The sequence below is a fragment of the Bradyrhizobium sp. sGM-13 genome (assembly GCF_018398875.1).
Taxonomy (GTDB): domain Bacteria; phylum Pseudomonadota; class Alphaproteobacteria; order Rhizobiales; family Xanthobacteraceae; genus Bradyrhizobium.
In genome coordinates this window covers 1-18,067 of record NZ_JAGWDK010000010.1, presented here as the reverse complement: position 1 = coordinate 18,067, position 18,067 = coordinate 1, and the positions used below count along the sequence as shown (strand labels likewise).

The 18,067-nt window shown below is 61.3% G+C and carries 19 protein-coding genes; 17 read left to right on the top strand and 2 right to left on the bottom strand.

All coding sequences use genetic code 11. The annotated features are described in order from the left end of the window. Positions 1–172: 172 nt before the first annotated feature. A complete protein-coding gene (locus KJQ96_RS16740) occupies positions 173–442 on the bottom strand; it encodes a hypothetical protein (protein ID WP_213287696.1) in 270 nt (89 codons plus the stop codon). A gap of 163 nt (positions 443–605) precedes the next feature. On the opposite strand from KJQ96_RS16740, the gene KJQ96_RS16735 reads away from it, so the two are divergent. The 12 genes from KJQ96_RS16735 to KJQ96_RS16680 all read left to right on the top strand — a co-directional run bounded on the left by KJQ96_RS16735 (position 606) and on the right by KJQ96_RS16680 (position 12,219). Next, positions 606–1,433, top strand: coding sequence for an ABC transporter ATP-binding protein (locus tag KJQ96_RS16735; RefSeq protein WP_213287695.1), 828 nt, complete (start codon positions 606–608; stop codon positions 1,431–1,433). Then, positions 1,433–2,221 carry an ABC transporter permease gene (locus KJQ96_RS16730; protein WP_057846927.1) on the top strand — a complete coding sequence of 263 codons (789 nt, stop codon included), beginning with the start codon at positions 1,433–1,435 and terminating at the stop codon, positions 2,219–2,221. Before KJQ96_RS16735 ends, KJQ96_RS16730 begins: the two co-directional genes overlap by 1 nt. 1,067 nt (positions 2,222–3,288) lie before the next feature. Further along, complete coding sequence (locus KJQ96_RS41735) at positions 3,289–3,774, top strand: GreA/GreB family elongation factor (RefSeq protein ID WP_213287694.1); 486 nt, start codon at positions 3,289–3,291, stop codon at positions 3,772–3,774. A gap of 16 nt (positions 3,775–3,790) precedes the next feature. Then, positions 3,791–4,204 carry a nucleoside diphosphate kinase regulator gene (gene rnk, locus KJQ96_RS16720; RefSeq protein WP_213287693.1) on the top strand — a complete coding sequence of 138 codons (414 nt, stop codon included), beginning with the start codon at positions 3,791–3,793 and terminating at the stop codon, positions 4,202–4,204. Positions 4,205–4,726: 522 nt separating this feature from the next. Beyond that, complete coding sequence (locus tag KJQ96_RS16715) at positions 4,727–5,755, top strand: ABC transporter substrate-binding protein (RefSeq protein ID WP_213287692.1); 1,029 nt, start codon at positions 4,727–4,729, stop codon at positions 5,753–5,755. A gap of 38 nt (positions 5,756–5,793) precedes the next feature. Then, positions 5,794–6,510 carry an NUDIX hydrolase gene (locus KJQ96_RS16710; RefSeq protein WP_213287691.1) on the top strand — a complete coding sequence of 239 codons (717 nt, stop codon included), beginning with the start codon at positions 5,794–5,796 and terminating at the stop codon, positions 6,508–6,510. A 101-nt stretch (positions 6,511–6,611) separates the two neighbouring features. Then, positions 6,612–7,922 carry an ABC transporter substrate-binding protein gene (locus tag KJQ96_RS16705; protein WP_213287690.1) on the top strand — a complete coding sequence of 437 codons (1,311 nt, stop codon included), beginning with the start codon at positions 6,612–6,614 and terminating at the stop codon, positions 7,920–7,922. A 33-nt stretch (positions 7,923–7,955) separates the two neighbouring features. Next, positions 7,956–8,729: an ABC transporter ATP-binding protein gene (locus tag KJQ96_RS16700; RefSeq protein ID WP_213287689.1), complete on the top strand. Its 774-nt coding sequence runs from the start codon at positions 7,956–7,958 to the stop codon at positions 8,727–8,729. Between the two features lie 3 nt (positions 8,730–8,732). After that, positions 8,733–9,437 (top strand): ABC transporter ATP-binding protein, encoded by a 705-nt coding sequence (locus KJQ96_RS16695; protein WP_213287688.1) that lies wholly within the window; start codon positions 8,733–8,735, stop codon positions 9,435–9,437. A gap of 12 nt (positions 9,438–9,449) precedes the next feature. Further along, complete coding sequence (locus KJQ96_RS16690; protein WP_213287687.1) at positions 9,450–10,331, top strand: branched-chain amino acid ABC transporter permease; 882 nt, start codon at positions 9,450–9,452, stop codon at positions 10,329–10,331. Continuing rightward, on the top strand, positions 10,328–11,308 hold the full coding sequence (locus KJQ96_RS16685) for a branched-chain amino acid ABC transporter permease (protein WP_309142427.1): 981 nt from the start codon (positions 10,328–10,330) through the stop codon (positions 11,306–11,308). The genes KJQ96_RS16690 and KJQ96_RS16685 overlap by 4 nt, the downstream gene beginning before the upstream one ends. Next, entirely contained in the window at positions 11,305–12,219 is a 915-nt protein-coding gene (locus KJQ96_RS16680) for a polyphosphate kinase 2 family protein (RefSeq protein ID WP_213287685.1), read from the top strand. The genes KJQ96_RS16685 and KJQ96_RS16680 overlap by 4 nt, the downstream gene beginning before the upstream one ends. A gap of 168 nt (positions 12,220–12,387) precedes the next feature. Here the strand turns inward: KJQ96_RS16680 and KJQ96_RS16675 are convergent, their stop codons facing one another. Next, positions 12,388–12,813, bottom strand: a complete 426-nt coding sequence (locus KJQ96_RS16675; protein ID WP_213287684.1) for a nuclear transport factor 2 family protein — start codon at positions 12,811–12,813, stop codon at positions 12,388–12,390. A 133-nt stretch (positions 12,814–12,946) separates the two neighbouring features. Between KJQ96_RS16675 and KJQ96_RS16670 the strand changes: the two genes are divergently transcribed. The 5 genes from KJQ96_RS16670 to KJQ96_RS16650 all read left to right on the top strand — a co-directional run bounded on the left by KJQ96_RS16670 (position 12,947) and on the right by KJQ96_RS16650 (position 17,779). After that, on the top strand, positions 12,947–13,519 hold the full coding sequence (locus KJQ96_RS16670) for a bifunctional transcriptional activator/DNA repair enzyme AdaA (RefSeq protein ID WP_213287683.1): 573 nt from the start codon (positions 12,947–12,949) through the stop codon (positions 13,517–13,519). A 486-nt stretch (positions 13,520–14,005) separates the two neighbouring features. Further along, the gene (locus tag KJQ96_RS16665) at positions 14,006–15,565 is read left to right on the top strand and encodes a 2-isopropylmalate synthase (protein WP_213287682.1); all 1,560 of its coding nucleotides are present in this window, start codon (positions 14,006–14,008) and stop codon (positions 15,563–15,565) included. A gap of 497 nt (positions 15,566–16,062) precedes the next feature. Then, positions 16,063–16,455 carry a thioredoxin family protein gene (locus tag KJQ96_RS16660; RefSeq protein WP_213287681.1) on the top strand — a complete coding sequence of 131 codons (393 nt, stop codon included), beginning with the start codon at positions 16,063–16,065 and terminating at the stop codon, positions 16,453–16,455. A 67-nt stretch (positions 16,456–16,522) separates the two neighbouring features. Continuing rightward, the gene (locus tag KJQ96_RS16655; protein WP_213287680.1) at positions 16,523–17,245 is read left to right on the top strand and encodes a cytochrome c biogenesis CcdA family protein; all 723 of its coding nucleotides are present in this window, start codon (positions 16,523–16,525) and stop codon (positions 17,243–17,245) included. Between the two features lie 72 nt (positions 17,246–17,317). Then, positions 17,318–17,779, top strand: a complete 462-nt coding sequence (locus KJQ96_RS16650; protein ID WP_213287679.1) for a DUF302 domain-containing protein — start codon at positions 17,318–17,320, stop codon at positions 17,777–17,779. Positions 17,780–18,067: the final 288 nt, after the last annotated feature.

Genomic DNA, 18,067 nt, shown 5'->3' with positions numbered 1-18,067 from the left:
GTCCCCAGCTTTGGCGGTTCCTGAAGGATACAGTGATAGCCGATAAATGGCCCAGTCGCGAATGTGGGAATTCAAGTCCCGCTTTGTTGTGAAAGCAATTGTTCGAGATGGTCGACGGTTTGCCCGGTCCCCTAGCTTCAGACTGACAGCATTTTCAGCAATACGGATTCAGTCAGCGGGAGAACACATTCTTCAACTGCACCAGGAATGTCACCACCCACGCGCCCGCATACATGCCAGCAAGACCAAGTGCCGTTCTGCGATCAATCAAAGACAGGTTGGTCCACCACCATATCCGGTAGAGCCATAGTCCTGTCGTGCCTAGACCAAGCAAGCAGACCAGCATCTTGAGAAAGGACGAGTTCGCGACACCTAGAGCACCAAACAGTAGCGTTGCCGGAACGAGAAACATGGTGCAGGCGGATATCAAAGTCTCGTTCATGGCTCCCCAAGGCATCTACGAATCGCAGGCTACATATGCAGTTTGCAGCAACCTGTACCCATCTGGAAGGCATGTTGGGGCGACCGATCCGCGTTGCAGCGCCGCGTTGAACTTATCCTTTGTAACGGCTAAGGCATCCGTTCAAATCTTTGGGGAAGAAAACATGGCGGATACCGCACAGCCGGCAGCGGTCGCGCTTGGCGATGCGACGGTGGCGTTTCGCGTGGCCGGCGACCGCGTCTATACGGCCGTGGAGAATGCCAATTTGTCCGTCGCCGATGGCGAGTTCGTCGCCATCGTGGGGCCGACGGGTTGCGGAAAATCGACATTGCTCAACGTTGCAGCCGGGCTTTTGAAGCCGGCGGCGGGATCGGTAAGAATCTTCGACCAGCCGCTGACCGGGTTGAACCGCGATGCTGGCTATCTCTTCCAGGCCGATGCGCTGTTTCCCTGGAAGACCGCACTCGACAACGTCGCCATCGGGCTCGAGATCAAGGGCGCGCCGCGCGAACAGGCGCTGCAGCGCGCGCAGGATTGGCTCACGTCGGTCGGACTCGGCGCCTTCGCCAGCCGCTATCCGCACATGCTGTCCGGCGGACAGCGCAAGCGCGTCGGTCTCGCGCAGGTCCTGATACGTGATCCAAAAATATTGCTGATGGATGAGCCGTTCGGTCCGCTCGACGCCCAGACGAGGCAGATCATGGGCAATCTCTTGCTCGAGTTATGGAACGCCGACCGCAAGGCGGTGCTGTTCGTGACCCATGATCTCGAAGAGGCGATCGCGCTGGCCGATCGCGTCGTGATCATGTCGGCAGGACCAAGCGCGCGCATCATCGGTGACTGGCGCGTAAAGCTGCCGCGGCCGCGCGACATTTCGGAAGTCCGGATGGAGAAGGACTTTCACGAACTGCACCGGGAGATCTGGAGCGTGTTGAAGGACGAAGTGATGAAGGGCTACGTACAATCGACGCGAAGTGCGGAGGCAGGCTGATGTCCCGCTCGACGCTGCTCCTGTTGCAATTGCTGGTCGCCGTCGTAGCTCTGGCGGTGTGGCAGTTCCTCACCACCGTACCGGTGTTCGGAAAAATCCTGCTGCCGCCGTTTTTCTTTTCCAACCCGATCGATGTCGGCAGCCAGATCGTCAAATGGTTCTCGTCAGGCGTGATCTGGAAGCATTTGATCATCACGCTGTGGGAATCAATCCTCGCTTTCGTGATCGGATCGGTCGCGGGCGTGCTGGTCGGCTTCTGGTTCGCCCGACAGCCGCGCGTCGCTGCGGTGTTCGATCCCTATGTGAAGATGATCAACGCGCTGCCGCGCGTGGTGCTGGCGCCGATCTTCACGCTGTGGCTGGGGCTCGGCATCTGGTCCAAGGTGGCGCTCGGCGTTACGCTGGTGTTCTTTATCGTGTTCTTCAACGTTTATCAGGGCGTCAAGGAAGTCTCGAACACCGTGCTCGACAATGGCCGCATGCTCGGCATGAACGAGCGGCAGTTGATGCGGCACGTCTACTGGCCCTCGGCGCTGTCGTGGATGTTTTCCTCGCTGCACACGTCGGTGGGTTTTGCGGTGGTCGGCGCCGTGGTCGGCGAATATCTGGGCTCCGCCGCGGGCCTCGGCTACCTGATCCAGCAGGCCGAAGGCGTGTTCGACGTCGCCGGTGTCTTCGCCGGAATGTTCGTGCTGTCGGCCTTCGTCATCCTGATCGACTTCGGCGTGACGCTGGTCGAGCGGCGGCTTCTGGTGTGGCGTCCGACGGCGGCGGAGGGCAGGGGCTAGCGCTCTTGCCGCGTCGAACGCCGCGCGGCTTGTTTGGCAGCATCGTTTGATGGCGGTCCATTGATAATCACTGATTGTGTAGCGCCTGATTCGAGGCCCCAGTTGCGAGTTTGAATCACATCCCCGGCAGCGCCATCAAGCCGCAATGGCTCCCGTGAATCAGCTAATGCTCCGAATTTACTTCACGTCCAAGACCCAAGGCCCGCCGCATGGATCGCCCCGGTCGTCCTCCGGGCGATAACGATATCGTGGAACAATATAGTAACCCAATAAGGAGTTGTCCTTAACACGTTAAGCCGTAGTCACGTCGGCTGTTAGGGAATAGCCTCGAGAGGGAGCGCTGCCCCGGCGTTAATCCCCATGATCCGCGCCGGTCGCCATTGTTCATTAGTTCACCAGGAGTGGCAGCCATGGCGCAGAACTTAGTAGCCGGATTGGTCGTCATAGCTTTGATTATCATGGGCGTGCTTGCCTACGCCCAGAAAAATGAGGGGTGCTTGCACGGGCGCTCGCTCCAAACGTTCAAGCCCTGCGGATCAGTTAGCGTTGACATGTAGGCAGTCATAACACTGCAACTCCCTCGTATCGAAAGTTGCTATACTGCCGATTATGGGCGTGACCACTGCAAACAAGATCACGATGTCGCCTGTTGGCACCTTTGAGCCATGTCCGCCTGAGAATGTCCGTTCACCGGGATAGACCGGAAGTCGCGGTAGTCTATCAAACCTACAGGATGACCCCAACCGATATTGACCCATCCTTCACGAGCCACGTTCAAAAGGTCTCCGCAGCTGGCTGGATACTAGAACAGTCCGATACAACGCTCTCCCTGCGTGTGTGCTCTTTGGTCGCAATACAGGGACAGCGGACCGTCCTATGGTGGCCGTGACATGATCCACGTCCTCGACATCGATCCGCGCATTGCGCGGCATTGCTTGCACGCCGGACGGCTCCAAGCAGGAGCTTAGCCGGACGGTAGTTGGTGCCGTCCGGATTACCCCCTTCCTTCATCAAACAGATTTGGTGTGTGGCTTTTCCGCGAGGAAAGCCCAACAAGGAGGCATGTCGTGAACAACCCCTTTTTCCCGGACGTCACTCTTCCGGCGTCTGATCATCGCCGCTTGGAACGGCTCGCGCAGGTGGGCGCAGATCAAGGCGACGTGGACGCACGTTTTCTGTTGAGTGAGATCAACCGTGCGGAAGTCGTCCCTGATCGTGCGGCCAGATTGGACAGCATCGTCACCATGGGTTCGTGGGTGACGTTCTGGATCACCTGGGGCTTCGCCCGCGAGACAAGGCAACTGGTGTACCCCGAAGACTACATGTCCGCGCGAACCCAAATTCCCGTGATGTCACCGTTGGGCGCGGCGTTGGTGGGGCTGAAGGTCGGAAGCGAAATCCCCTTCTTCACCGCTGGCCGCACCAACGTCGTCAAGATCGAACGCGTCAGTCGAGGTGATCCGAATGATGTTGTCAGGGTTCTGTTTAGCAATCCGGTGGTCAAGGGCAAAAAGCTCTTTGATGACGATGATCCAGGACCATCAGCCGCTTAGGAAAGGAGAGAAGGTAATGAGCAAGACTAATCGCAAGGACAAGCCTGAAATCGTGTTGCCGCCCATCACCGTGATAAAGGATGAGGCGAGGCGTCTCAACGCTCTGGCCAGTTCGAGCGCGGTGCTCTTCCCGCGCGTGGCCCATTTCCTTGCACGGGAGATGGAGCGTGCAAGCGTGGTGGCGGACAGTTCCGATCTGTGCGGCGTGGTCCGCATGGGCTCGCAGGTCCGGTACTGCGATGACAAGACCGGTGAAGTCCGGGACGTGGTGTTGGTGTATCCGCACGAAGCGGACATAACGCTAAAGCGGGTCTCGGTTCTTACGCCGGTTGGCGCTGCGTTGATCGGCCTGTCGGTTGGCCAGGCCATCGAGTTCCAAACGCCAGGCCATAACAAGCGGTGCTTGACGGTATTAGGCGTGTCCAATTGAAGGAGGCGTTGATATGCGCGACGTTTCAACCAAACAGGCCGCCCTAACAGTCATCGGTATCACCGTCGTTTTGGCTGCCGTGTTCTATCTTGCGATCTTCCTCAAGACTTGAAGGTCTAACCTCTAGCGTGGCCCCTCTCGACTAGGATCGAGCTGGGGCCACTCCCACTGCGGTGACTGCTCAACCGCGTGGATCGCATGACTTCGTGGTTGCGGTCGGCGATGTCTACTGACCACTCGCCGACGAGGTTGATCGAACGGTGGTTGTTGCTGCACTGCGTTGAGTCCGGTTGTGGCACATCGCGTCATTCCGCTGGGATGCGGAATTTGGTCGCTATCCGGGCATAGTGGACGTCGGGTAAGCCACATCAGTCAATCTCGACTTATGAGTACCCCGCCCTGGATTGCTTCGTCGCTGTCACTCCTCGCAATTGACGGAGGAGGGGGCGTCCGTCCGGAACGGCGGCGCCTTCTCAACGCGGTTGCGCTGCTCTATCTTGCGCCCAACAAATGGAGGAACCCATGAAGAAACTATTCGGCCGGCTGGCCGCTTCGCTGCTGGCGCTCACACTGACCTCGGGATTTGCCGCAGCACAAAGCAAGGTCACCATCGCGATCGGCGGCGGCGCCTGCCTGTGCTACCTGCCGACCGTGCTGGCCAAACAGCTCGGCGAATATGAAAAGGCGGGCGTGGCGGTCGAACTGGTCGACCTCAAGGGCGGCTCGGACGCGCTGAAAGCGGTGCTCGGCGGCAGCGCCGACGTGGTTTCGGGCTATTTCGACCATTGCGTCAACCTGGCCGCCAAGAAGCAGGAGCTGCAGTCCTTCGTGATCTACGACCGCTATCCCGGCCTGGTGCTTGTCGTGTCGCCCGCGCACACCAGCGAGATCAAATCGATCAAGGATCTGGCCGGCAAGAAGGTCGGCGTCAGCGCGCCGGGCTCCTCGACCGATTTCTTCTTAAAATATCTGTTGAAGAAGAACGGCCTCGATCCGACCAGCGCCGCGGTGATCGGCGTCGGCTTGGGGGCTACCGCGGTGGCGGCGATGCAGCAGGGCCAGATCGACGCCGCCGTGATGCTCGATCCGTCCGTCACCGTTTTGCAGGGCAGCTATCCGGATTTGAAGATACTGGCCGACACCCGATCGCAAAAGGACACATTGGCCGTGTTCGGCGGTGAGTATCCGGGCGGTGCGCTCTACACCACGACGGCCTGGATCAATTCGCACCCGAAGGAAGTGCAGGCGCTGACCAACGCGATCGTCAACACGCTCAACTGGATCCATTCGCATTCGCCGGAAGAGATCATGGCGAAGATGCCGGAGGGAATGGTCGGCAAGGACAAGGCGCTCTATCTCGCCGCGCTGAAGAACACGATCCCGATGTACTCGCAAACCGGTTTGATGGACCCGAAGGGCGCCGACGCGGTGCTCGCCGTCTTCAGCGAAGGATCGCCCGACGTGGCGAAAGCCAATATCGACGTGACCAAGACGTACACCAACAAATATGTCGAGCAGGCCAGGAAGACCACGGGCGCCAGTCCGAAGTGAAGGGATACGATCGGCGTGAAATCGAGCGACGTGAAGCGATGAGTGGCACGAGGCCTCCGGCCATTCATCGCGTCAGCACGCTCGATCTTGTGGTCGAAACGTGGGCGTGGCCGTTCGCGGAAGCGCGGCGCGCGGACATCGATGCGCATTTTTCCGAGAAGCAGCGCGAAAAGCCTACACTGTGGAACGGCCGCGTCCTGCTCGGGCGCAACCCGGTGTTTTCCGGCGACTGTTTGAGCGCCAGCTATTTCGAAACCGACTTCGCCAGTTTTCTGGCTTGGCGCGACTGGGGCTTTCCTGACGCCAGCGTGTTCAACGGTTTCGGCATGGGTGCGCTACTCTGCGCCGACGGCGCCTTCGTGCTCGGCGAAATGGGTCCGCACACGGCGAATGCCGGGCGCATCTATTTTCCGTCAGGCACGCCCGACCTCGACGATATCAGGGACGGCGCGGTCGATATATCCGGCAGCGTCACGCGCGAGCTCGAGGAAGAGACCGGCCTTGCCCCCGGCGAATGCGACAGCGAGCCGCATTGGTACTGTGTCTACACCGGGCCTGCGCTCGCGATGATCCGCGTCCTGCGCGTCGATATGCCGGGCGCCGCGCTGCGCGAGCGGATCGAGCGCAACCTTGCCTCGCAGCGTCAGCCGGAACTGTCGGCCATTCACGTCGTGCGCAGCGCGCGCGATCTGAGTTCGGCAATGCCGCGTTTTGTCACGGCGTTCATCGAGGCGCAGCTCGCTTCCCGGCTGTGACGCGCGCAATGCGCTTGACATCTGGTCGCGCTACCAATGTGATAGGCGCCAACCAAGAACAAGAAAATGCAGTGCACAAAAAATAATCCAGGGAGAATTCCATGCCGGGGCGCAAAACTGCACGCCTTCTCGTCGGGCTGTCTGCCGCAATCGCGGTGCTGGGGGTGGCGGTTTCCGCCGAGGCTCAGGAAAAGAAAATCAAGATCGGCGTCATCTACGACCTGACCGGTCCGCTCGCCGGCGGCGGTTCGGAGCTGCAGTATATCGGCGCCAAGATCATGCTCGACCAGTACGCCAAGACCGGCGTCGAGGGTTACAAGGTCGAAGCGGTTTATGCCGACGCCCAGAGCAAGCCCGACGTCGCGATCAACGAGGCGGTGCGGCTGATCGAGCAGGAAAAGGTCAACATGCTGCTCGGCTTCTTTTCCTCGGCGCAATGCGTGCCGGTGGCCGCGCGCGTCGAGCAGCTCAAGAACTTCATGTGGATCACGACCTGCATCTCATCTGCAGTGCTGGCCGACAAGAACTTCAAATACGTGTTCCGGCCGCAAGCCTCCGGCGACCAGTTCGGCATGATGACGATGGATTTCATCGCGCAGAATTCCAAGGCGAAGCTCGGCAAGGAGCCGAAGGATCTGCGCGTTGCCATCATCCACGAGGACGGCGCTTACGGTGTCGACGTCTCCAAGGGCAACGAGGCCGGCGCCAAGAAGGCCGGCTTCAACGTCGTGCTGAAGGAAGGCTATTCCGCCACGGCGCCGGATCTTTCTTCGCTGGTGACGAAACTGAAGCGCGCCCGGCCCGACGTGGTCTTCCACACCGGCTACAACCCTGACATCACCTTGTTCGGCCGCCAGGCGCGCGAGCAGGGCTTGAAATTCGCTGCTCTGGTCGGTCACGGCGCAGGCTATGGCGTCTACGAGAAGCTGAAGGAAGGCCTGGGCTCCGACGTCAACTACGTCTTCAACACCGATCCGATCTCGATCTGGCTCGCCAACCAGAAATCGATGGATCCGAAGCTGCCGCCCGTGATCAAGATGGTCGGCGAGGAGTTCGATAAGGCGAAGCCCGGCGTCGCGATTCGCTCCGCGCATGTCGGCATGGCGGCGTCCAACACCTATCTGTTCCTGACCGAGGTGCTGCCGCGCGCCATCAAGAAGTATGGCGGCGTCGATCCCGATGCGTTGCGCAAGGCAGCCCTCGAGACCGATATTCCAGAAGGCGGCACCATGCTGGGCTTCGGCGTCAAGTTCCACGGCGAGGGCACCCAGATGGCCGGCCAGAACGAACGCTCGTTCCCGGTTGTCATCCAGTATGTTGACGATAAGTCGTATGTGGTGTGGCCGAAGAGCCAAGCGCAGCGCGAGGCCGTGCTGCCGCTGCCGAAGGGAACCACGTTCAGCAACCAGTAAGAGCCGGGCAAACGGCTAAGCGGAGGTTCTGGAGTGCTGACGGTAGACGGATTGGTGAAACGCTTCGGCGGCTTCACCGCTGTTAACAACGTGTCGTTCCGGGTCGAGCAGGGCGAGATTCTCGGCCTGATCGGCCCGAACGGCTCCGGCAAGAGCACGATCTTCAACATGCTGTCGGGCACGCTGATCCCGACGGCAGGATCGATTGTGTTCAATGGAACGGAGATCGCGGGCAAGGCGCCGCACCGCATCATCAACGGCGGCATCGGCCGCACCTTCCAGATCCCGCGGCCGTTTCACCGGCTCACGATATTCGAGAATGTGGCGCTCGCAGGCTATTACGGCCAGGGCAGCCATAGCCGCGCCCGCGCGGATGAGGCGGCCGAACGCGCGCTGGCCATGGTCGGCCTGCCGACCAACCGCCACGCCGGCGTCGATGGCTTAGGAGCTGCCGGCCTGAAAAAACTCGAACTCGCCAAGGCACTCGCCACCGGGCCGAAACTTCTGCTCGCCGATGAAAGCCTCGGCGGGCTCGACGAGCACGAGATGGATCAGGCCGCCGACATGCTGCGCAAGATCCGCGACGAGCTCGGCATCACCATCATCTGGGTCGAGCACATCATGGGCGTGTTGATGCGGGTGGTCGACCGCGTAATGGTGCTCGATCACGGCGAGAAGATTTCGGAAGGACTGCCGAGCGCGGTGGCGAGCGATCCACGGGTGATCGAGGTCTATCTCGGCACGGACGCGGATTCGAGCCAGGCCGCGGCTGCCGCCGCCGAAGCGCGGCGCAGGGCAGGGGCCTAGCGCATGCTTGAACTCAGATCGGTCGATGCGGGTTACGGAACCTTTCAGGCGCTGTTCGGCATCAATCTCGACGTCAGGGCGGGCGAGGCGGTCGGCGTGATCGGCCCCAACGGCGCCGGCAAGACCACGCTGATGCGCGTGATCTCCGGCCTGATCCGGCCCACCAACGGCACGATTTCGATGGAAGGCCGCGACGTGGTGGCGACGGCGGCGCATCGCATCGTCGATCTCGGCATTGCCCACGTGCCGGAGAACCGCCGGCTGTTTCCGCGGCTCACCGTCGACGACAATCTGAAGATGGGCGCCTACATGCCGGGCGCGCGTGCCAAATATGCCGAGCGGCTCGAATTCGTGTTCGATCTGTTCCCGCGCATGAGGGAGCGGCGCAGCCAGGTGGCCGGCACCCTGTCGGGCGGCGAGCAGCAGATGTGCGCGATCGGCCGCGCGCTGATGTCGGATCCGAAATTGCTCCTGCTCGACGAGCCCTCGGCCGGACTCGCGCCGGTCGTGGTGCAGCAGGTGTTCGAGCTGGTAAAGCGAATTCGCTCTGGCGGGCTGACGGTGCTGATCGTCGAGCAGAACGTGCAGCAGGTGCTGAAGGTGGTCGATCGCGCGTACCTGCTGGAGGCCGGCACCATCCGCGCGTCCGGCACGTCGGAAGAGATGCTGTCTACCGACACCATCAAGCAAGCCTATTTGGGCGTATAGGGCAAAGCGGCAATGCAGGCATTCCTCGACACCTTCGACATCTACCTGCTGGAAGCCGTGGTCAACGGCATCCTGCTCGGCGGCGTGCTGGCGCTCTTGGCGCTCGGGCTCAATCTGATCTTCGGCGTCATCGACGTCACATGGATCTGCTACGCCGAGCTGGTCATGATCGGCATGTACGGCATGTACTACATGGTCCAGGTATTCGGCCTGCCGTACTGGGCTGCGGCGCCGATCGCGATCCTGCTGGTCGCGGCCTTGGGCGCGGCACTGCACTACATCGTCATCGCGCCACTGCTCACCGCGCCGCCGATCAACCAGTTGCTCGCGACGGGCGGCGTGCTGTTCATCCTGCAGAGCTTTGCCACCGTCGCTTTCGGCATCGACTTCCGCAATCTCGGCATTCGCCTGCCGGTGCTGGCGATCGGCGACATGCATTTCAGCTATTCGCGGCTGCTCGCCTTCGTCGCCGCCTTGCTCGGCATGCTGGCGATCTACTTCTTCATGAAGCGCACCTATACCGGCACGGCGATCCGCGCCGTTGCGCAGGACCGCCAGATCATGTCGCTGATGGGGGTCGATACCAAGCGTATCTATCTCATCACCTCGGCGCTCGGCGGCGCGCTCGCCGGCCTCGCCGCCTGCCTGCTGGTGCTGCAGTATGACGTGCATCCGTTCGTCGGGCTGTCGTTTGGGCCGATCACATTCTTGATCTGCGTGCTCGGCGGGCTCGGCAATTTCGTCGGCGGTTTCATTGCGGCGTTCGTGTTCGCCCAGATCATTTCGCTGGGCGGCCTGTACTCCGACCTTGAATGGGGTTACGTGCTGGCCTTTGCCTTCTTCATCGTCATGATGTTCATCCGGCCCGCGGGCCTTTTGGCGAGGCGCTCGTGAATTCCCGCTATGCCGCCTGGGCCGTTGGACTAGCTGCGCTGATCGCGCTGCCTTTCGTCTATCGTGAGCCTTATCACCTGCACATCCTGGTGCTGATCCTGATCTGGTCGTTCGCCTACACTTCGTGGTCGATCATGGGCCGCTTCGGGCTGGTCTCGCTTGGCCATGGCGGCTTCATGGGCGTCGGCGCCTATGTCACGGCGCTGTTGTGGAACCACCTCGACATCACACCCTGGATCGGCATTCCGCTCAGCATGGTGGCGGCGGGCTTGCTGGCGCTGGTGGTCGCCTATCCCTGCTTTCGCTTCCGCATCACCGGACACTATTTCGTGCTGGTGACGCTGGCGCTGTCCGGCATCGTGCTGCAGGTCATCACCGCGACGCGTGATTACACCGGCGGTTCGCTCGGCTACACGCCGAACCGCGCGCCCAGCGGCCGGGGGCTGCTGGCGCTGCAGTTCGACGACAAGACGACGTGGTATCTGATCGCGCTCGGCGTCTGGGTGGTGGGCCTTCTGATCTGGCGCTGGGTCGACCGCAGCATGAGCCGCTACGCCATGGAGGCGATCTCGGAGGACGAGGACGCGGCGGCTGCGGCCGGCGTCAACGTGACAGCCGAAAAGCTCAAGATCACGCTGATCTCCGCCTTGATGACCGCGCTCGCCGGCGCGCTGTACTGCCAATACCAGATGTTCATCTCGCCGGACACGGTCAGCGGCATTGCGGTGTCGCTGCAGATGGTGTTCGCCGTCATCGTCGGCGGGCTGTATGTCTCGCTCGGACCGACGATCGGCGCCATCATCACCATCCTGCTCGCGGAAGGGCTGCGGATCGGCTTCGGTACCAAGGCGGTCGGCTGGGACAACCTGGTCTACGGCGTTTTGCTGGTGGTCTTCATCATCTTCCTGCCCAAGGGCATTCTTGGTAGCGTTCTCGACAGATTGAAGCCGCAACCCAAGCCCTCCGGGACGAAATGAACAAGAAATCCTCGCCGTCACTTGCCGACGAACTGAAGTCCTATGTCGCCCCGTTCCGTTTCGACGGCGCGGGCGAATTTCACCTCAAGTCGCAGAAGACCAATGAGAAGGGCGGCCTCGACAAGGACGAAGGGACGAAGATCATCGAGGCCAATCGCGAGCGGCTGAACGATTTCCAGGAAAGACTCTACGCCCAGGACCGCTGGTCGATGCTGCTGATCTTTCAGGGCATGGACGCGTCCGGCAAGGACAGTGCGATCAAGAGCGTGTTCGAGGGCGTCAACCCGCAGGGCTGTGAGGTCACTTCGTTCAAGCAGCCGTCGGCCACGGAGCTCGACCACGATTTCCTGTGGCGCAGCATGGTCGCGTTGCCGGAGCGCGGCCGGATTGGCATCTTCAACCGCTCTTATTATGAAGAATGCCTGGTAGTGCGGGTGCACCAGGAAATTCTCGACAGGCAGAAGTTGCCGCCGCAACTCGTGACCAAAAACATCTGGAATGAGCGCTTCGAAGACATCTCCGCGATGGAGCGCTACCTGGCGCGCAACGGCACCGTGATCTTGAAATTCTTTCTCAACGTCTCCAAGGAGGAGCAACGCGAGCGCTTCCTCGCGCGGCTGGAGGAACCCGCCAAGAACTGGAAGTTCTCGCTTGCCGATATTGATGAACGCAAGCTGTGGGACAAGTACCAGGCCGCCTACCAGGACGTGATCCGCCACACCGCCTCGCAGGCGGCGCCCTGGATCGTCGTCCCCGCCGACCACAAATGGTTCGCCCGCGTCGTGATCGGCTCGACGATCGTTAGCACGCTCGACAGACTCGATCTGCATTTTCCAAAGGTCGACAAGGCCGACCGCAGCGAATTCGCAAAGGTGCGTGAGGCGCTGCTGAATGAGGGGAAGGCGAAGTAGGGTGGGCAAAGGCGCACTTGCGCCGTGCCCACCATTGGTGCCGAGTACGCGCGGAAGCGTGGGCACGCGGAGCCTGTCATCACTCCGCGAGCGCCCTTGCGCTCGTCGCCGGGCGCGCGTTCGCGCGACCCGCTGGCTTTGCCCATTCTACCGATTCCCCGTTAAGCGTCACTCCGCCGTTTTCCCGAAAATCATTTGCCAGCCCTTTCGCGTGTCCATGTACTCGCGAACCTGCTTGATGCGATCGCCTGCGACGACAAAGACGAAGCAATAGTCGTTGTCGTACGGCCGTCCTTCGGGGAGTGTCGCGCGCATCCGCTCTTCAATGATCACCGCGTCACCGTCCACATGGACAGCGCGGAACGAGATGTCGATAGCGGAGAACAGGCAATGCATCTCGGAGGCGATAAAGCGGGCGATCTGGTCGGGGCCGATCATGTGATCGGTATGCGCAAGCGCCACCGCCGTCGCATTGCAGCGAGGCGCGATCCATTCGGCGTCCGGCGTGAAGAGCGATGCGATCAGGCCGGCGTCACGCGTGGAGAATGTCTTCCAGGCGTTGAGAACGACGTCCTTGGCTGTCGGATTATCCATGTGGTTGCCTTTCGTGGAGAGTGAAGTTCGATCGTCGCCGATCTAAGGCAGTGCGGCCGTTGCCGCTGGCCGGAATCGGACCTCATCATCGGCGTCCGCTTTCATCTGCCGCGCGATACGCTAGAATTCGGGCATGCTGAGCTTTGGGGTCTGCAACGCCGCGCGGCTGCGGCGCGACGCGCGCTACGACGGTCGCTTCTTCACGGCGGTGCGGACCACGCGGATCTATTGCCGCCCGGTCTGCCCGGTGAAGCACCCGTTGACGCGCAACGTCAGCTATTACCCGACGGCAGCAGCGGCCGAGGCGGCGGGATATCGGCCCTGCCTGCGCTGCCGCCCCGAGACCGCACCGTTCTGCCCGGCGTGGAACGGGACACGCTCCACCGTGGCGCGCGCGCTGAAACTGATCGATAGCGGCGCGCTGGAGCGCGGATCGGTCGCGGCGTTGGCGGAGAAGCTTGGGATTACCTCGCGCCATCTCGCCCGCCTGTTTGAACGCCATGTCGGGGCGAGCCCGCAGCAGGTCGCGAATACCCGCCGCATCCAGTGCGCCAAGCGGCTGCTCGACACCACCGACGACACGATGACCGAGATTGCCTTCCGCGCGGGCTTCGGCAGCGTCCGCCGCTTCAACGCCGCGTTCGCCGAGCTCTATGGTCGCTCGCCATCGAGCGTGCGCGCGACGTCGCGTGGGAAGAGGAGGTGAGGGAGCATTTCGCGCGAGCCACCGCGTGACGTAATCACGCTGGTCACCGGCTTTTCAATCTCGGTCGATCGTAGTGGAACTCATATTGACGGAGGAAAGCGCTTCCGGATGGCTGGCCATTAGGTCACCCTCCCTGACCCTCTTTTGGCATTGCGGCGGGCGGCAATTCTCGTCTAGAACAGCCCCGGAACGCCGTCCCGGCAACGAACCGTCAATGGTTTTGGCCGAGGATTGTTTTGGCGTCCAAAAGGGTCTGGCAATGCTGATTCGCAGCGAAAGGTACGGGGTTCGGGATGGAGCGGCCGAGGCTGCCCCCGCAATTCCGGCTGCGTCCGCGCCCCCCCTCCTTCTTGGCGGGCTTCTGCTTCTTATCGGCCCCTGAGGGCCGTCTGGGCGTTTGCGCCTGGGCACTCAGGGGTTCGCGCGAGATCACCAGACCCTTCAGCGCCACTTGAACGGCGCAAGACCCAAAAGGAATTTCAGAACATGACCACCGCCAACAAGTCCGAGAAGGACCGCGTCATCATTTTCGACACTACCCTGCGTGACGGCGAGCAGTGCCCGGGCGCAACCATGACGTTCGAGGAAAAGCTCGAGGTCGCCGAAATGCTCGATGACATGGGTGTCGACGTCATAGAGGCGGGCTTCCCGATCACGTCGGAAGGCGATTTTCAGGCGGTCAGCGAGATTGCCCGCCGCTCCAAGAACGCAGTCATCGCCGGCCTGTCGCGTGCGCATCCCAAGGACATCGACCGCTGCGCCGAAGCGGTGAAGTTCGCAAGGCGCGGCCGCGTCCACACCGTGATCGCGACCTCGCCGCTGCATATGCGTGTCAAGCTGAACATGACACCGGAGCAGGTGATCGAAACCTCGATCGCCAACGTCACTCGCGCCCGCAACCATATCGACGACGTCGAATGGTCGGCCGAGGACGGCACCCGCAGCGAGATGGATTTCCTGTGCCGCATCGTGGAGGCCGTCATCAAGGCAGGCGCCACCACGGTGAACATTCCCGATACCGTAGGCTACACCGTGCCGGAGGAATACACCCATTTCATGAAGACGCTGATCGAGCGGGTGCCGAACTCCGACAAAGCGATTTTCTCCGTCCACTGCCATAACGACCTCGGCATGGCGGTGGCGAACTCGCTGGCCGGCATCGCCGGCGGCGCGCGCCAGGTCGAATGCACCGTCAACGGCATCGGCGAGCGGGCGGGCAACGCTGCGCTCGAAGAGATCGTGATGGCGATCAACGTACGTAACGATAAGTTTCCATGGTGGAATAAGATCGACACCACGCAGCTGACGCGCGCCTCGAAGCTGGTATCGGCGGCGACCTCGTTCCCGGTGCAGTACAACAAGGCGATCGTCGGCCGTAACGCGTTCGCGCACGAAAGCGGCATCCACCAGGATGGCGTGCTGAAGGACGCTTCCACCTACGAGATCATGCGGCCCGAGATGGTCGGCCTGAAGCAGTCCTCGCTGGTGCTGGGCAAGCATTCCGGGCGCCATGCGTTCATCCACAAGCTGGAAGAGATGGGCTACAAGCTCGGCCCCAACCAGCTCGAAGATGCCTTTGCGCGGATGAAGGCGCTGGCCGACCGCAAGAAGGACATCTACGACGAGGACATCGAGGCGCTGGTCGACGAGGAAATGGCGGCCTCGCACGATCGCATCAAGCTCACCTCGCTGACGGTGATCGCCGGCACCCACGGCCCGCAGCGCGCCACCATGAAGCTCGACGTCGAAGGCCAGACCAGGATCGAGGAAGCCGAAGGCAACGGCCCGGTCGACGCGGTGTTCAATTGCATCAAGGCGCTGGTGCCCCATGAAGCAAAGCTGGAACTGTACCAGGTCCACGCCGTCACCGAAGGCACCGACGCGCAAGCCGAAGTCTCGGTGCGGCTCTCGCACGAGGGCCGTTCGATGACGTCGCGGGCGGCGGATCCCGATACGCTGGTCGCGTCGGCAAAGGCTTATCTCGGCGCGCTCAACAAGATCGTCATGAAGCGCCAGCGCGACATGCCGGCGGCGGTGGCAGGCTGAGCCCACGCCAGTCGTGGGGTGGGCAAAGGCACTCTTCGCGCCGTGCCCACCATCCATCATCGACCGCGCTTCTTGATGGTGGCACGCTTTCGCTCTGCTCGCATTACGAAACTTCCAGCAAAACGCGGCTCGTTGGTGCCGCGTTTTTTGCGTAAGCTTCCACCGTCGCTGATCTGCAAGGCGCATAAGCGCCGACCATTGCCTGTGGAAACCCTGACGGGGCATACGAACCAGCGTCAGCTCTGGAAGTCTCGGAATCTGGCGGATCTGCCTTAATCGGAACCCGGCATCCGAGGGCTCATTCTCTTGACCCGATGCCTGACACCTGCCCGTGCGGCCACGATAGATAAGAATCTTTCGCCAAGCCGCTAACCTTTGCCGGGCTGCCTGGAACCTCTCAGCCTTGAGCCCCGCGAAATACATGCCGCTACGGGTGCAGGCGCGTAACATTTGCGGCCTCCAAACCGTAACTCATCCCGATCAACAAGGAGAATACCATGCTGACCCGCCGATTCATTCTTGGAGCCGTGCTCGCCGCCGGAACACTCGCCGCTTCGCCGGCGTTCGCGGTTAACGCGCATGCGTTCGATGCCAAGGCCTTCGCCGCGGCCCAGAAAGGCGGCAAGCCAATTCTGATTGCGGTTTATGCGCCGTGGTGTCCGACCTGCAAGGCACAGGCGCCGATCCTGAGCGATCTGAGGGCTGATCCAAGGTTCAAGGATCTCGTCTATTTCGTCATCGATTTCGATAGCCAGAAGGACCTGCTCAAGCGGTTCGGCGTCCGTGCGCAATCGACGCTGATTGCCTTCAAGGGCGACAAGGAAGCGGCCCGCTCGGTCGGCGACACCAAGCGGGATTCGATCTTCGCCATGGTCGGAAAAGCCGTATGACTTCGTCGTCGAGCGTGCCGGCAAAGGTGACTTGGAGCAAAGGCGACTTGGAGATGGGGAAGCGGCGATGACGATCGGCAGTACGTTTCTGGCGTTTCTCGCAGGAATTCTCTCGATCCTTTCACCTTGCGTGCTCCCGATATTTCCAATCGTGCTGGCTACCGCGGCATCGAGCCATCGTCAGGGACCTTTGGCGCTTGCTGCGGGGTTGTGCCTCTCGTTTGCCGGCATCGGGTTATTTCTGGCGACGGCGGGCCACTCGATCGGATTGGATGCCGACCGGCTGCGCTATGTCGCGGCGATGCTGATCATGCTTGTCGGCATCGTGCTCGTCGCTCCGCGGCTACAGGCGCAGATCGCGCTTGCAGCGGGCCCGATCGGAAATTGGGCCGACAGCAGGCTGGCAACGAGCCGCGCAAGCGGTATAGCCGGACAGTTTTGGATCGGGGTCCTGCTGGGCGCCGTATGGAGCCCTTGCGTAGGGCCGACGCTTGGCGCAGCGTCGTTGCTGGCCGCCCAGGGCAAGGATCTTGGTCAGGTGGCACTGACAATGCTCGCGTTTGGCATCGGCGCGGCGTTGCCATTGCTGGGGTTGGGATGGCTTTCCCGGGAAACAATGGCGCGCTGGCGCGGCCGATTGCTGGCTGCGGGTAGCGGAATGAAATCTGCGCTCGGTCTTTTGCTGCTCGTCGCAGGCATGCTCGTCATCACGGGAGCGGACAAGGCGCTCGAAGCATTCCTGGTCGATGTTTCGCCGGAATGGCTGACTAATTTGACCACGCGGTTCTAGACCCGTCGGCGAGTTGCACACAAAGAGTGGTGCCGGTTACCTGAAATTGGAAACCTAGTTAGGAGAAGTCCGATGAGACTCATTGTCGCTTTCTTGACACTCCTGTTTGTAACGCCCGCTTTCGCGGATGACGGTATCATTACGAAGTCGAGCAACCATTCGGTGAAAGATACGATCTCGCGGTTTGAGGCGGCCGTCAAATCAAGGGAGGGCGCAGGTTTCATTGTGTTCACCGAGATCGACCATGCCGCTGCGGGAAAGAAGTTCGGCATCGATATGCGCCCGCGCACGGTACTCATCTTCGGCAATCCGAAACTCGGCACGCCGGTAATGGCGAAGACGCCATTGCTGGCGATCGACAATCCGCCGAAGGCGCTTGTTTGGGAGGATGATCAGGGCAAGGTATGGCTGTCTTATAATTCAGCCGACTATCTGTATAAGACAATCTATCCGCGGCATGGACTGGAGACCCCGGCTAACTACGCGGCGTTTGCGAAGGTTTTGAACGACATCACGGACGAGGCGACGAAATAGATGCCGGCTCCGACGCACGCATTAGCGGAGCGTAATCTTCATCAGTGCATGGTTGTGGCGACACTGCGTGGATCACGCCCGCGGCTGATACTACGATCTGCAAACTGCTTCGCGCCGTACGCAAGCGGAATTTCAATTACATGTCTGCGACCAATTGGCACGACGGGCAAATCACTTCTGATTTTCCGAAATCCTGTCAAGCCCGGGAATCAAAAATATTCCGCTTAACGCGAGGGGCAAATCAGTCGCATAACTCCGCCCGTCTCACCCATTGAGGGGCGCTCGCGA

What these genes read in the sequence shown, in the direction of transcription:
- KJQ96_RS16740 (WP_213287696.1), bottom strand. Translation starts at nt 442, where the DNA reads ATGAACGAGACTTTGATATCCGCCTGCACCATGTTTCTCGTTCCGGCA.
- KJQ96_RS16735 (WP_213287695.1), top strand. Translation starts at nt 606, where the DNA reads ATGGCGGATACCGCACAGCCGGCAGCGGTCGCGCTTGGCGATGCGACG.
- KJQ96_RS16730 (WP_057846927.1), top strand. Translation starts at nt 1,433, where the DNA reads ATGTCCCGCTCGACGCTGCTCCTGTTGCAATTGCTGGTCGCCGTCGTA.
- rnk (WP_213287693.1), top strand. Translation starts at nt 3,791, where the DNA reads ATGAGCAAGACTAATCGCAAGGACAAGCCTGAAATCGTGTTGCCGCCC.
- KJQ96_RS16715 (WP_213287692.1), top strand. Translation starts at nt 4,727, where the DNA reads ATGAAGAAACTATTCGGCCGGCTGGCCGCTTCGCTGCTGGCGCTCACA.
- KJQ96_RS16710 (WP_213287691.1), top strand. Translation starts at nt 5,794, where the DNA reads ATGAGTGGCACGAGGCCTCCGGCCATTCATCGCGTCAGCACGCTCGAT.
- KJQ96_RS16705 (WP_213287690.1), top strand. Translation starts at nt 6,612, where the DNA reads ATGCCGGGGCGCAAAACTGCACGCCTTCTCGTCGGGCTGTCTGCCGCA.
- KJQ96_RS16695 (WP_213287688.1), top strand. Translation starts at nt 8,733, where the DNA reads ATGCTTGAACTCAGATCGGTCGATGCGGGTTACGGAACCTTTCAGGCG.
- KJQ96_RS16690 (WP_213287687.1), top strand. Translation starts at nt 9,450, where the DNA reads ATGCAGGCATTCCTCGACACCTTCGACATCTACCTGCTGGAAGCCGTG.
- KJQ96_RS16680 (WP_213287685.1), top strand. Translation starts at nt 11,305, where the DNA reads ATGAACAAGAAATCCTCGCCGTCACTTGCCGACGAACTGAAGTCCTAT.
- KJQ96_RS16675 (WP_213287684.1), bottom strand. Translation starts at nt 12,813, where the DNA reads ATGGATAATCCGACAGCCAAGGACGTCGTTCTCAACGCCTGGAAGACA.
- KJQ96_RS16670 (WP_213287683.1), top strand. Translation starts at nt 12,947, where the DNA reads ATGCTGAGCTTTGGGGTCTGCAACGCCGCGCGGCTGCGGCGCGACGCG.
- KJQ96_RS16665 (WP_213287682.1), top strand. Translation starts at nt 14,006, where the DNA reads ATGACCACCGCCAACAAGTCCGAGAAGGACCGCGTCATCATTTTCGAC.
- KJQ96_RS16660 (WP_213287681.1), top strand. Translation starts at nt 16,063, where the DNA reads ATGCTGACCCGCCGATTCATTCTTGGAGCCGTGCTCGCCGCCGGAACA.
- KJQ96_RS16655 (WP_213287680.1), top strand. Translation starts at nt 16,523, where the DNA reads ATGACGATCGGCAGTACGTTTCTGGCGTTTCTCGCAGGAATTCTCTCG.
- KJQ96_RS16650 (WP_213287679.1), top strand. Translation starts at nt 17,318, where the DNA reads ATGAGACTCATTGTCGCTTTCTTGACACTCCTGTTTGTAACGCCCGCT.